Source organism: Sphingomonas arabinosi (assembly GCF_036663715.1).
Classification (GTDB): Bacteria; Pseudomonadota; Alphaproteobacteria; order Sphingomonadales; family Sphingomonadaceae; genus Sphingomonas.
The window spans coordinates 244679-257876 of record NZ_JAXOJN010000003.1 but is presented as its reverse complement, the minus strand read 5'-3'; the positions used below and the strand labels follow the sequence as shown (position 1 = coordinate 257876).

The 13198-nt window shown below is 66.0% G+C and carries 11 protein-coding genes; 1 reads left to right on the top strand and 10 read right to left on the bottom strand.

The features are described from left to right. Nucleotides 1-51: 51 nt before the first annotated feature. The 10 genes from U1708_RS06805 to U1708_RS06760 form a co-directional block, all read right to left on the bottom strand. Nucleotides 52-1218: a glycosyltransferase family 4 protein gene (locus U1708_RS06805; protein WP_332744022.1), complete on the bottom strand. Its 1167-nt coding sequence runs from the start codon at nt 1216-1218 to the stop codon at nt 52-54. A 127-nt stretch (nt 1219-1345) separates the two neighbouring features. Next, nucleotides 1346-2917, bottom strand: a complete 1572-nt coding sequence (locus U1708_RS06800; protein ID WP_332744021.1) for a phospholipase D-like domain-containing protein — start codon at nt 2915-2917, stop codon at nt 1346-1348. A gap of 401 nt (nt 2918-3318) precedes the next feature. Next, nucleotides 3319-4212 carry a hypothetical protein gene (locus tag U1708_RS06795; RefSeq protein ID WP_307086606.1) on the bottom strand — a complete coding sequence of 298 codons (894 nt, stop codon included), beginning with the start codon at nt 4210-4212 and terminating at the stop codon, nt 3319-3321. Between the two features lie 37 nt (nt 4213-4249). After that, nucleotides 4250-4492, bottom strand: a complete 243-nt coding sequence (locus U1708_RS06790; RefSeq protein ID WP_332744020.1) for a hypothetical protein — start codon at nt 4490-4492, stop codon at nt 4250-4252. After that, on the bottom strand, nt 4489-6021 hold the full coding sequence (locus U1708_RS06785; RefSeq protein WP_332744019.1) for a PAS domain S-box protein: 1533 nt from the start codon (nt 6019-6021) through the stop codon (nt 4489-4491). Before U1708_RS06785 ends, U1708_RS06790 begins: the two co-directional genes overlap by 4 nt. A 4-nt stretch (nt 6022-6025) precedes the next feature. Further along, nucleotides 6026-6391 (bottom strand): CsbD family protein, encoded by a 366-nt coding sequence (locus U1708_RS06780; RefSeq protein ID WP_332744018.1) that lies wholly within the window; start codon nt 6389-6391, stop codon nt 6026-6028. A gap of 40 nt (nt 6392-6431) precedes the next feature. Next, complete coding sequence (locus tag U1708_RS06775; protein WP_307086598.1) at nt 6432-6761, bottom strand: hypothetical protein; 330 nt, start codon at nt 6759-6761, stop codon at nt 6432-6434. A gap of 120 nt (nt 6762-6881) precedes the next feature. After that, nucleotides 6882-7055 (bottom strand): hypothetical protein, encoded by a 174-nt coding sequence (locus U1708_RS06770; RefSeq protein ID WP_332744017.1) that lies wholly within the window; start codon nt 7053-7055, stop codon nt 6882-6884. Between the two features lie 196 nt (nt 7056-7251). Beyond that, nucleotides 7252-9177: a CocE/NonD family hydrolase gene (locus U1708_RS06765; protein WP_332744016.1), complete on the bottom strand. Its 1926-nt coding sequence runs from the start codon at nt 9175-9177 to the stop codon at nt 7252-7254. A gap of 86 nt (nt 9178-9263) precedes the next feature. Continuing rightward, complete coding sequence (locus tag U1708_RS06760) at nt 9264-11609, bottom strand: GH92 family glycosyl hydrolase (RefSeq protein ID WP_332744015.1); 2346 nt, start codon at nt 11607-11609, stop codon at nt 9264-9266. Nucleotides 11610-11970: 361 nt separating this feature from the next. On the opposite strand from U1708_RS06760, the gene U1708_RS06755 reads away from it, so the two are divergent. Further along, the gene (locus U1708_RS06755; protein ID WP_332744014.1) at nt 11971-13170 is read left to right on the top strand and encodes an ROK family transcriptional regulator; all 1200 of its coding nucleotides are present in this window, start codon (nt 11971-11973) and stop codon (nt 13168-13170) included. Nucleotides 13171-13198: the final 28 nt, after the last annotated feature.

Sequence of the window (13198 nt, the reverse complement as noted above, 5' to 3'; positions counted from 1 at the left end):
CGAACCTAAAACCATGTTCCGGCCAAGTCATCACGGCCGGTCAGGTATTTGTCATTGCTTTGCATCATGTATTCGCTCGATAATCTGCGCCAATCGGGCCACGCTATGCGTCCACGTCCAACGTTCCAGAACGGCCTGGCGGGGCCGGAAATCGTCCGCGGTTTCGCGCATTGTAAGGATTGCATCGGCAAACCCGTTCGCCGAAGCGGTCATGCCGGTCTCGGGCAGAATGAACTGCAGTCCGCAGCGCAGATCGGCATTGGCGAGCACGGGCAGCCCGGCGAGCATGTATTCGGTGAGGATCGCCGGCGCACCGTCGTCGACACCGCAGACGACTCCGAACCTGGCGCGGTTCATCAGTCGATTGACCTCGTCGATCGGCACGCCCGGCGGCCCGACGAATTCGATCGACAGGTCCTGGTCGCGGGCGCGTTGGCGGAGCGCGTCGGCGTCCTCGCCGTAGCCGAACACGCAGAGAGCGCGCACGTCGCGGGGAAGCTTCGCGAGGGCGTCGAACAGGATGTCGTGGCGCTTATAGGGTTGCGCGGCAGCGACATAGATCAAGTCGACGTCCTTGACCGTGTCGAGCGGACGGAATTGATCGGTTGCGGCGAATTCGGGCCCGATCGGCATGATCGCGGTTCGCATGCCGGGGTGGCGGGCCTCGACCTCGTCCGACTGCCACTGCGCCCCGGTGATGACGAGGTCGAAATGCGCGCTGACCTCGGGTGGCACGCGGAGCGAGGGCGCGTCGATCGAATTGTAGAGGATGATACTGTCGGCGCAGGCTTCGAGCAGGTCCGGCGCGACACCGAGGCCGAGCACGACGAGGATGTGCGGCGCGCCGAAGGTTCGCACGAAGTCGATCATCTCGGTGGAGGCGAACGGTGCGTGGTCGTGATCGAGGCGGAACGCGCGTCGCGCGAGCACCGGGCTGTCGCGGTGGAACGACGGTTCGGCATCGCCGCGCCAGTGATGCCAGATCTCCGCCTGTTCGACGATGCCCGCCGCGACGAGGGCGAGCGGCAGTCGTTCCAGATATCCCCCCGCGACCGGTTCGCAGTGCGCGGCGGCTCCTCTCCAGGGTTGGCTGTCGGGATCGAGCGAGCGCCATGCCGCTTGATCACGGTGCGTCGATGCCGCGGGGTTTGCTGGAGGCCAGCCATCGACCCAGTCGCTGATGACGACGACCGCTCGCCGCTCGCTCAGCGCGACCACGGATGCGTGCCCTTCATCGTACCTCCCGCCGGTTTCGCTGCCCTGTCGTTGCAGGGCAGGCGCTTAACGGGCGAAATCGTGGATCGGGATCACGCGGCGCAAATTTAGTCTGCGCTGGCGTTCGCCGTCATTTCCTGGTGCGGAGGCCCCATAGCATCGTGCCAATGAGCGCGATGCCGGCCGCGGTGCCGCCGACCGCGACGGCGGCCACGACCGGGGAGATGCTGCCGTCGGCGCGATGGAGGTGCGGGCGCAGGTTCTTGAGCAGCGGCTTGCGACCCGACAGCCCCTCGAACATCTCGCCCGGACCCTCGGGATCTAGGATCTTGTTGTCGGCGAGCCATTCGCGCACCGAGTCGAGTTCGGGGACCTCGTACGGGCGGAGCGAGCGGCCGTCGCCGCGCAGTCGCTCGATCGTCTCGATCAGCGAGCCGGTTTCCGCGATCGACGTCTCGATCGTCGCGACGTCGGTGTCGAGATGCTCGGCGAGCAGGCTGTTGCGGATGCTGGCGATCGTGCCGTGCTCGTTCGCGTTGCGAGCCCGGGCGGCGTCGATGACGACGTCGCATTCGCTGTCGAGGCGCAGCGATCGGTTGTTGAAGTTGGACGAGCCGACGCGGAGCACTTCGTCGTCGACCACCGTCACCTTCGCGTGGACGTAGATCGGCTGCCCGCCGGCGGTGAACGGGTGGTAGAGGCGCAGCCGGTTATGCGGGTCGTGTTCGTGCAACGCCTCGACCAGGCGCGCGCGCGCCGAGTCCATCGCGATCGGTTCGAGCCAGCCCTCCGCGGTGGTGGGGTGGACGATCACGAACTCCGGACCGTCTGGTTCGCGCAGCCGCTTGCCGATCGCTTCGGCGACCTTGCGCGAGGCGAAATACTGGCTTTCAGCGTAGAAGAAGCGTTTCGTGCGCGCGATCAGGTCGACGTACAGCGCCTCGATCTCGTGGCGGGGCTCCTGCTCGGCCATTTCGGGAATCGTGAGCGCGATGCCGACCTCGATGTCGGTGAACTCGGCCGTCACATGCTCGGGCCAGCAGTCGGCGCCGTCGGTCACCGGCTCCAGAGCGCCGCCGCCGGATACTTCCCAGCGACCACGGCACATATCGCCGAGCGCGCGGGCGACGGGGCCCTGCAGGATCGTCGTCGCGTCGTGCCACGGACCGTAGGGCGAGCCATCGGGCTCGATCCGGCGCGGTTCGTCGTCGGCATGCGCGCGCGTGTCCCAGCGGTCGACGGTCATGTCGATCCCGCCGCAGAACGCGACGTCGTCGTCGATCACGACCACTTTCTGGTGATGCGAACCGGCGGGGGGATGATGGCCGTCGAGGCGAAGATGGACCTGCGGATCCTTGATCCACTTGGCGATGCGCAACAACGTCTGGCCGTGGAACAGCGTCTTGATCGCACCGGTATCCCAGCGGAGGATGTGGATGTTGAGCCCCGGCGTGCGGCGTGCGAGCCAGCTGACGAACTCGCCGACGCGCTCGGGACCGCCGTCGTCGGCGTCACCACCACCGAAGCGGATGCGCGCGTCGAAATCCCAGCCGACGAGCAGGATCTGCTTCTTTGCCTTCATCATCACCGCGCGGGCGGCTTTGAAATAGTCGTCGGCATCGACGATGACGGTGGCCTGCGTGGCAGGTTCGATCCGCCAGCAGGTGCGACCGGGCTCGAGCAGGGTTCCGTGGGATTTCATCGCACTGCTTTCGCAGGCTTGGCGCGATCAGCCAACCCACCGGCGCGAGTTTTGCGTCTCGACAGGCACGGCGCGGAGGCGTTCACTATGAAATGTCGATGGGCGCGTGCGTCATGGATGTTATTCGGGCGGCGCGTGTTCTGCGGCGTCGAGCGCCTGGGCCAACAGGGCAGCGACGAGATGATCGTCCTGGGAATCGGCGAGCTGCAGCGCGCGGACGATGGCCATGCGAAGCGAACGACGATCCTCTTGCGACGTAGCCATCTCGGTACCTTTTTATCTCTGTCGGGACCTCGCCGCACCGCGTTACCGGGTCGGCAGCGACGAGGGAAACCCGTTCGTCGAATGGGATGCCGTCCAGTTACGCGGACGGCATCCGTTACATGAACCGATCGGCCGTATCAGACGGCGTCGGTGTAGACGCGGCGGCGGGCGGCGGTGGTCGCACCGAAGCCTGCTGCGGCGGCGCCGATGAGCAGCGCGATCACGATCATGAACGACGTGCCCGCGGCTGCACCGGCGGCGGTATCGGTGGCCGACTTGGCGGTCTCGACCGTCTTGTTCTTGGTCTGGACGAACTGAGCCTTGGCGCGCGTCACCTGGGCCTGAGCCTCCGGACGGCTGATCTTGCGCTGGGCAGCGACGATGTCGACGATGCGGCTTTCGGCCTGCGCGCCATCCTGGCCACCCTTTGCGAGCGCGGGAAGTTCCTTGGCGATTTCCTTCTGCGCCTGCTCAGGAGTCATCTGCGCCGGGTCCGACGGTGCGTCCGACAGATACTGTGCGGCTTCCTCGCGAACGTCGGTGACGTCGACATTGGCGACGTCGGCAACCTTGGGAGCTGCTGCGCCGATGCCGGTGCCGGCTGCCGATGCGACCGAACCGACGGTGCGGAAGGCGCCGCCGATGATGCCGCCGACTGCCGAGGTGAGCAGGTACATGGTGAGGATCAGCGTGACGCCCCAGACGACCAGGCCGTGGATCAGGCCGTCGAACCGGTCATGCACGCCAGCGCCGCGAGCCGCGGCATAACCGCCGGCACCCAGCGCGATGATCGTCGTGATGATCCAGTAGATCCCCGCGCCGATGCCGAAGCCGGTCGCGCCGGGGGTCGTACCCTCGACCGGATCGACCAGGCTGAGGCCGATGCCGGTGCCGAGAATGCCGAGCACGAGCTGGATCGCGATCGCGATCACGACGCCGGCGAAGATTGCGCCCCACGAGATGCGGGTCGGGGTCTTCACACGACGAAAGTCGTCCGCCGGCAGAACGCCGGGGTTCACATGGTTAGCCATTATTCACTCCTGTTATTCTTGAATTCCGGAGACGGCGTCAGTCCTTGCCGTCCCTATCGATGGGGGTGTCGATCTTTGTGTCGGCCTTGGCCGGGGAGGGGCGTTCAGCCTTGGTCGACTGGTCGGCCTTGGCTTGCCGCGCGCCGGCTTCGCTCTCCTGCGAGCCACGTCGTTCGATCGCGGCGTTGCCGATGATCTTGCCGATCGCTTCCTGAACGGAGCCCTTCGCCTGGCGGGCGCGGGCTTCGTCCCGGTTCGCCGTATCCTTGTCGCGAGTCATGCCGCGAGTTCCTTCGATGGCGCCTTGACGTGCAGCGCGTGGGGCATGGAATCGCCGTCGAAGCCGCGCGCGCGCGCCCAGGCGGCGGCGGCGTTGCGACGGTTGACGCCGATCTTCGAATAGATCCGCGCGACGTGGTTGCGCACGGTGTTGCTCGAGACGTCGAGCGTGCGTGCGATCGACTTGTCGTCGAGCCCGCGACAGATCAGCGCCAGCACTTCGCGTTCGCGGTGCGTCAGTTCGTCGAGCCCGACGCCGACCGGTTCGGTGTTCGGCGTACGGATGCGTGCGAGCTTTTCCATGATCGAGCGGCTGAGCCAGCTCGTGTCCTTCATCACCGCTTCGATCGCGTTGACGAGTTCACGCTCGGATGCCTTTCGCGTGCTGATGTCGCGCATCGCCCACAGCACGCACGCCTCGTCGTCGAGATGGATCGGCTCGGTCGAGACGATGCAGTCGATGACGTCGCCGTCCTTGCCGCGGATCCGGACTTCCCGGTCGCGGATCGCCAGTCCGGCGTCGATGTCGGCTTCGATCGCGTGGCGCAGCTCGGGCGTCTCCCACAGGTCGACGTCGCCGAGCGGGCGGCCGATGATCTCAGCCGACGGATAGCCGGTGAGGCTGGTGAAGGCCTCGTTGACGTCGCACAGGCGGTGACCGTCGCGCGCGCCGATCGCGAGCGCGACGGGCGCGAGCGAGAAGGTCCGCATGAAGCGTTCCTCGCTATGGCGCAGTTGCGTCTCGGCCTTGCGGCGCGGTTCGAGGTCGGCGAAGGTGAACAGCATGCAGGGCTGATCGCCCATGTCGATCGGCTGGCCTGCGACGATCACGAGCTTGGTCTCGCCACCCGGCAGGCTCAATTCCGCTTCCATCTGCGGAATGGTGCGGCCCTCGGCGAGACGTTCCTTGCCCAGCTCGCGCTTTTCGGCGCGTTCGAGGACGTCGATGTCATAGACCGTGCGCGACAGGATGGTGTCGCGGTCGTGCCCGGTCATGTCGATGAAGCCCTGGTTGACCTTCACGAAGCGAAGATCGCACAGCCTACAGATGATCGCGGGTGCGGGGTTCGCGTTGAACGACTGTTCGAAGCGATCCTCCGCCTCGAACCGCGCGGACACGTCCTGGATGATCATGACGAGGCATTCGGGCTCGTCCGCGTCGTTCGTCAGGACGAGGCTGCGCACCTGATGCACCCAGCGGGGCTCGTCCTCGCCGGCGACCGCGACTTCGACCACGACCTCCGAAAACGCCTCGCCCGAGACGACGCGTTCGATCGGGTAATCGGCGTCGTCGAGCTTGTGGTTGTTGCGGTAGCGCAGCTGGAAACGCTGGCGATAATCGTCGACCGTGGCGCCGAGATCCTCGACCGAATCGACCCCGTGCATCCCGAGTGCGGCCGTGTTGGCCCACAGGATGTCCTGATCGGGATCGACGAGGATGACGCCTTCGTTCAGCCCTGCGATGATCTGGCGCAGATGGCGCAAATCGGCGGAGTCACGAAGCGACTTGAGGGGCGGCGCCACGGTCACGCGATCAGTCGCGCTGGCCGTGGACGAACCAGGCGATGCCGTAGCCGATCGCGGCGGCGCCGAGAGCCCAGAGGACGGGCGCGTCCTTGGCCGACGCCTGCGCGGTCGAGGCGGCACGGCGGGCGGCGTCGGCGGCGCGGTCGCCGGCTTCGCGTGCTTCGCTGCCGATCTTGTCGGCGAGTTCGGGAGCGCCGTCGACGGCGTCCTCGATCGCCGACTTCGCGCGACCGTAGAGGTTCTGCGCACCGCCCGCGACCTGGTCGACGACGCCGTCGACCTGCCAGTCGCGGCTGCTCACGGTGTCGCCGACGGCCTTCTCGACCTTGCCGCCGACATAGCGGGCGCCGCCCTGGAATTCGTCCTTGTTCATCTCGGGTCCTCGATGTTTGAAATTGGGAAAGACGATTGCGTTACGGCAGCACGCCACAGCCCGCCGCGGCCTTGCCGACTTCGAGCGCGATCTTGGGATCGCGGAGTTCGGAGGCGACGCGGATGAGATCGGACGGGGTGAGTACGCCGGGCGTGGTGTCGCCCTGGCGATAGGCCGCGGCGGCCTTGCCGAGGCGCTGCAACTGGCCGAGCGACAGGTTCGCCTGAAGGCGCTCGCCGACGCAATCGGAGCGCGACGGATCGAGCCCGTAGCGCTGGAGCCCGGTCGAGATGCGGGTCGCGGGTGCGGCGCAACCGGCAATGGACGCCAGCAGGGCCAAAGCCCCGGTGGCGGCAGTTATGCGCTTCATGTGAGCTGCTCCAGTATATGGCCGACCGCGGTATCGCGACGGGGACTGGACGCATAACCTACCGGTAACTGCTTGGTTCCTGGTAGTTTTGTGTAGAAATACTAGGTCTATTGTACCATCTCAGGACATCGCACGCGCCGCATAAAGGCGCGCGAACCGCAGATGGAGCGACCGCGTGCTCGTGTCCTCGGCAACCTTCGCGCGGCCTTCATGCCACTCGGCTCGACGCTGAAAATAGGTCGAATCGTCGTCGTCTTCGGTGAGAAAGCGGCTGTCGTCTTGAACCGTCGTCATAGCATTGCCCTCGATAACCTGCGTCGTTGAATACGAAATCGCAGGCGGGCGCGCGTGATCCGAAACGACTAGGCGAGGCAGTACTCTAGTCAGTCTGGTGGGAGGGAGCTGTGTCGCGGGGAACCTGGCGAAGCGCCGCCGCCGCCACGTTGGCCGGGCGGCGACGCTGTCCTCATTTCGACCGGGTTCGCACGAACTATTTTGCCATTGCCGCGGATTGATCGAGCGGGACGACCGGCAACCAGACCGCGCTCGCCGATGCGCCGCCGCGGACGATGGTGACCGTTGCCGGCTTATAGTCCGCTTTATTCGCGAGGAAGATGTTGGGGACGAAGGTCTGCGGGTTGCGGTCGTAGAGCGGGAACAGGCTCGACTGGACCTGGATCATGATCTTGTGCCCCGGCTGGAACACGTGGTTCACGGTCGGCAGGCGGAACTTGTATTCCTGCACCTTGCCCGCCGGGATCGCGGTCGGCTTGGCGAAGCTCTGGCGATAGCGGCCGCGGAAGATGTCGAGGCTGATCGGCAGTTCATAGCCGCCCATCTTCGGATCGGTGGCGTTCTCGGCCGGATAGACGTCGATCACCTTGACGACGAAATCGCCGTCCGTGCCCGTCGTCTTCGCGAAGATGTCCGCGATGGGTGCGCCCGACACGCGCACGGGGGTCGTCAGTGCTTCGGTGGTGTAGGTCATCACGTCGGGACGGCCATCGACGCCACGCTGGTCGCTGACGAGCCAGTCGCCCCAGCGGCCGTCGCCGAAGTTCACCGGGCGCGGCAGATGCGGTACGGGTTTGGACGGATCGGAAACATAGCTGTCACCGCCGGTCGCCGCCTTGCCGAACCCGAGCGCGCCGCCCTCCTGCAGGTAGATCGGCTTCAGCGGCGACGTGCAGCCGGTCTCGCAGGCGAGCGGCCAGGTCGCGAACTTGTCCCAGTGGTTCTCACCGGTGTTGTAGATCGCGGCAGCGGGCAGCGTGACGGCGGGGCCATCCTTCAGATACTGGTTGAAATAGGGGAGCAGCATATCCTCGCGGAATTGCTGTGCGGTGTCGCCATTCCACTGGAACGGCCCGAGGCTGCGGCCCTCGCGGTTGATCTGGCTGTGGCGCCACGGCCCCATCACGAGGTGGTTGTTGCCGAGCTTACCCTTAGCCTTCAACGCCTCCCACGCGGTGATCGCGCCGTACATATCCTCCTGGTCCCACAGACCCTGTTCCCAGATCGTCGGCACGTTCGACGGGTTGGCGGCGAGCAGCTTGTCGAGCGCCTGGCCCTGCCAGAAGCCGTCATAGGACGGGTGCGACACCATCCGCTGCCAATAGGGCAATTGGTCGTAGCCGGACTTCTTCGCCCAATCGCCAGCCGAGCCGACTTCGCGGAAATTCTCGTAATCGTCGTAGCCGCCGGTGGGTGGGGCCTTGCCTGCGCCCTTGTAGCCGGTCTGGCTGCCGAGCCACGCGATGTTGGCGAGGCGGAACGCGCCGTAGTGGAACCAGTCGTCGCCCATCCAGCCGTCGATCATCGGGCTCTCGGGCGCGGCGACCTTCAGCGCGGGGTGCGGATTGAGCAGCGCCATTGCGACGGTGAAGCCCTCGTACGACGATCCGATCATGCCGACGCGGCCGTTCGACTCGGGCAGGTTCGCCTTGTTCACCAGCCAGTCGATCGTGTCGTAGGCGTCGGTGACGTGATCGACCTTGGTCGGGTTGAGCGGCCCGATGACGGGACGCGTAACGACGTAATCGCCCTCCGACCCGTATTTGCCGCGGATGTCCTGATAGACGCGGATATACCCTGCCTTCACGAACATCTCATCGGCGAGCGGCAGCGTGGCGAGGATGCTCGCACTGTCCGAACGGTTCGCGCGACCCTTCGCGTTGTAGGGCGTGCGGGTGAGGACGATCGGCGCGTTGGTGACGCCCTTGGGATAGACGATGACGGTGTAGAGCTTGGTCCCGTCGCGCATCGGCATCATCACCTCGCGCTTCACGTAATCCTGCGCGGCGGTCGGCGGCACGAACTTGGCGGGAATGTCGCCGCCGACGGGTGCGGTCTTGTCCTGTGCCGCGGCGGTGGCGGCGAGGGCGATCGAGGCGAGCAGGACGAATTTGACGGTCATGGTGACGGGCTCCGGAAGCGTTGGGGCGAAGCTAGGCGCAACCAGGGCGCCGGAGCAATCGCGCTGACGGCCTTTAATTGCGCACTTTAGTTGCGCGGGGGAATCGAAGCGGCGGTCGAGGACGAGAACGGCCGCGCCTTCGTGCCCTTGCCCCAGAGCTTGTTCGGTTTCGCGGCCATCACGAAGCGGAGTTCGCCGCCCTGGCGGATCTCGTCGTCGCGCAGATAGCTGCGGGTGAGGGGTTTGCCGTTCAGGGTGACCGATCGGATGTACGGGTTGGCGTCCGACAGATTGTCCGTGCGGATCGCGAACTGCTTGCCGCCGGGCAGCGCGAGCGTCGCCTTCGACAGGAACGGGCGACCGATGACATATTCGTTCGACCCCGGCGCGACCGGGTAGAAGCCGAGCGCGGTGAAGACGAGCCATGCGGACATCTGGCCGAGATCGTCGTTGCCGCTCAGCCCCTCGGGCTTAGCGCCGTATTGGCTCTGCACGATTTGGCCGAGCCGCTCCTGCGTCCGCCACGGTGCGCCGGCGTAATTGTAGAGATAGGCAACGTGATGGCTCGGTTCGTTGCCGTGGATATACTGGCCGATCAGCCCGGCGATATCCTCGGCGTGGCTGTAATCGACCTTCGAATTGTCGAAGTCGAACATCGCGTCGAGTTTCTTCACGGTCTTCGCATCGCCGCCGAGCAGCCGGAACAACCCCGCCTGATCCTGCGGCACGAACCAGCTATATTGCCACGCATTGCCCTCGGTATAATCGGAGCCGTAGTTGATCGCGGTCGGATCGAAGGGGGTGCGGAAGGTCCCGTTCACGAGCCTTGCGCGCAGCCAGCCGGACTTCGCGTCGAAGCTGTTGCGCCAGTTGCCCGCGCGCTTCTCGAACCGTTCGGCGATGTCGGTCTTGCCCATCCGCCGCGCCATCCGCGCGATCGTCCAGTCGTCATAGGCATATTCGACCGTCTTAGATGCCGCCTCCGGCTCCTTGTCGATCGGGACGTAGCCGCGTTGGATATACTCGCCGAGGCCGCCGTAGGACGCGTGGTCGGCGCTCGCGACCATCGCCTGCAATGCGGTGTCCGCATCGAAGCCGCCGATGCCCTTCATATACGCGTCGGCGATGACGGGGACGGCGTGATAGCCGATCATCGTCCACGTCTCGCGCCCCGCGAATTGCCAGACCGGGAGGATGCCGTCGGGGCTGTGCCGTTGGCTGGCGATCAGCGAGCGGACGATGTCGGAGTTGGTCTTCTCCGGCTGGATCAGCGTCAGCAACGGGTGTTCGGCGCGGAACGTGTCCCAGAGGGAGAAGGTCGAGCGAACCGTAAAGCCATCGGCTTGGTGCACCTGATCGTCGGGTCCGCGGTAGCGTCCGTCGCTGTCGCTCCACACGCTCGGGGCGAGCAGGCTGTGATAGAGCGCGGTCGCGAAGACGCGGCGCATCGGTGGGGCGGCCTCGAACTTGACGGCGCCGAGTGCGGTATCCCAGTCGTTTCCGGTCTTGGCGCGGACGGCGTCGAAGCCACCGGGTTCGCTGTCGAGATTGGCGAGCGCGCCGGCTTCGTCGACGCCGGAGATTCCGACCTTCACCTCGAGCGGAACGTCGAGCGGGCCGAAATCGAGCCGCGCCTCAAGCGCTTGGCCGAGCTTCTCCGCCAGTGCATCGCTGCCGCGGCCCGGGCCCTGGAAGCCCTTGTACGGGATGTCCTTCTCGCGGTTGACCAGTGCGTGGCCGACCAGTGGGGCGGAGAACCGCATCGCGAAGTAGAGCTTGCGGCCGGGCGCCCAGCCGCGAGTCTCGCGAAAGCCGGTGAGCACGCCGTCGTCGCGCAGGTGCAGCCCCGACCACAGGATCTTGCCGGGGTAATTGTAGAGCGACGAGCGGAGGTCGACCACGAGATGCGCGGCCTTGCCCTTGGGGAAGGCGTAGCGATGTACGCCGATGCGGGTGCCTGCGGTCATTTCCGCGCGCACGCCGGGACCTTCGAGGGTGACCGCGTAATAGCCGGGCTTGGCGACCTCGGTGGCGTGCGAAAAACGCGAGCGATAGCCGGGCGCGGCTGGCGTGCCGGGGTCCATCGGCACAGTGTCGCCCGATACCGGCATGACGAGGATGTCGCCGAGATCGGAATGTCCCGCGCCCGAGAAATGCGTGTGGCTGAACCCCTCGATCGTCGGGTCGTCGTAGCGATAGCCGGCGGCGTGGCCGTAGCAGGTGCGGATCACGCAGGACGTATCGGTATCCGGCGACAACTGGACCATGCCGAACGGTGCGACTGCGCCTGGGAACGTGTGGCCTTCGCCGCCGGTGCCGATGAACGGATCGACCGCATCGCTCGGTTTGGCGCCATCCTGCGCGAAGGCGGGGCCGGCGAGGATCGTGGTGAACAGCGCACCCATGAGGCACGATCGCGTGAAGCTGAACATCGAGGTCACCCGTTCGGAGGGAAATAGGCGAGGGAGCTTGCCGGGTGCCAGATGAACCATGTCGCGCACATCCCCTCTATTCGTTCGGTCGTCAGACTGGCTTCATCGCCAGCTCTTGCGCAACCGCAGAAGTGGATTAGAACATCAAATTGGATAATTCAAACGAACAGTTTGGAAGCGGGGGGATGCAGAACATGGTCTTCGGATCGGGGCTATATGCCGCGTATTCACCGGATGCGAATAGTGCGCGCTTGCCAAGCCTTCGCAATCGCGGGATCACTTCGCCGCCAGCATCGAAGTCGCGACGTCGCGACGGACGGCGGCTTCGTCTTCTGTTCTCCAGCATGGATGATCGGTCCGCATGACTCTTCAAACGCCGCCGCGTCTGTCGGGGACCAACCTCGAGCGTGCCGCAGATCACAACCAGCGCGTGACGCTGCATGCCATTCGCCTCGGCGGGTCGCTGACGCGGATCGACCTCGCACGGATCACCGGGCTGACCGGACCGGCGATCGCCAACATCACGCGGCGGCTGTTGCAGGAAGGGATGATCGAGGAGGCCGGGCAGCGCCGCGGCGGGCGGGGTCAACCGCCGACCAAACTCGTCGTCCGGGCCGACGCGTGCTACTCGATCGGCGTCAATATCGACCGCGACCATATCACGATCGTGCTGGTCGATTTCCTCGCGCAGATCCTCGCGCGCAAGTCGATCGAGATCAGCTTCGCGCTGCCCGACGACGTTCGCGATCTTTTCCGGCGCTCGGTGCGGCAGATGCTGAAAACCGCGAAGGTCGATCCCGCCAAGCTGGTCGGCATCGGCGTCGCGCGGCCGGACGACCTTGCGCTGGTCGCGATGCCGGGCCGCCCCGCAGCCTATGCCGCGTGGGACGGGATCGACATGGCGGCGCTGTTCGAAAAGCCGTTGTCGCTGCCCGTGTTCGTCGAGAACGATGCAGCCGCCGCTGCGATGGGTGAGATGCAGCTCGGCTTCGGACAGAATTACAGCAGTTTCTTCTACATCCTCGTGTCGTCGGGGCTGGGGGGCGGCTTCGTCGCGGATGGCGCCTATGTTCGCGGCACGCACGGACGCAGCGGCGAACTCGGGTTTATGGCGGCCGGCGGTGGCAAGCGGGGACGCGAGACAGTGCAGAAACTCGTCTCGTTGTCCGGGCTTGCCGAGCATCTGGCGAGTTCGGGGTTCGAGATCGGGCAGGTGCTGCATCAGTCCGAGTGGGCGCCGGACGTCGAACGCTGCCTCGAGGAATGGGTGGAGCGGGCGGCGCACACGCTGTGCACGCCGCTCGATGCGATCAACTGCCTGATCGACCCGGCGGTGATCCTGATCGGCGGGCGGCTTCCGAGCCGGTTGGTGGAGCGGGTGGCGGAGCGCGTGAATGTGCTGATCCGGGACGCGACCGATGCGCCCGCGATCGCGCCGGTCCGTCGTGCCGCCTTGTCGGAGGACGCGCCGGCGGTCGGTGCGGCGATCCTGCCGTTCAGCCACTTCCTGCTGCCCAAGGCCGCTGCGCTCTGGAAGGATTCGGGCGCACCGGCGGACTGACGCGGGTCGCCGATTTCGCCACTGCTAA

Bases quoted from the DNA above. Each gene is read 5' to 3' on its own strand.
- U1708_RS06800 (WP_332744021.1), bottom strand. From the start codon at position 2,917: ATGAAATCCCACGGAACCCTGCTCGAGCCCGGTCGCACCTGCTGGCGG.
- U1708_RS06780 (WP_332744018.1), bottom strand. From the start codon at position 6,391: ATGAACAAGGACGAATTCCAGGGCGGCGCCCGCTATGTCGGCGGCAAG.
- U1708_RS06760 (WP_332744015.1), bottom strand. From the start codon at position 11,609: ATGTTCAGCTTCACGCGATCGTGCCTCATGGGTGCGCTGTTCACCACG.
- U1708_RS06775 (WP_307086598.1), bottom strand. From the start codon at position 6,761: ATGAAGCGCATAACTGCCGCCACCGGGGCTTTGGCCCTGCTGGCGTCC.
- U1708_RS06755 (WP_332744014.1), top strand. From the start codon at position 11,971: ATGACTCTTCAAACGCCGCCGCGTCTGTCGGGGACCAACCTCGAGCGT.
- U1708_RS06770 (WP_332744017.1), bottom strand. From the start codon at position 7,055: ATGACGACGGTTCAAGACGACAGCCGCTTTCTCACCGAAGACGACGAC.
- U1708_RS06795 (WP_307086606.1), bottom strand. From the start codon at position 4,212: ATGGCTAACCATGTGAACCCCGGCGTTCTGCCGGCGGACGACTTTCGT.
- U1708_RS06790 (WP_332744020.1), bottom strand. From the start codon at position 4,492: ATGACTCGCGACAAGGATACGGCGAACCGGGACGAAGCCCGCGCCCGC.
- U1708_RS06765 (WP_332744016.1), bottom strand. From the start codon at position 9,177: ATGACCGTCAAATTCGTCCTGCTCGCCTCGATCGCCCTCGCCGCCACC.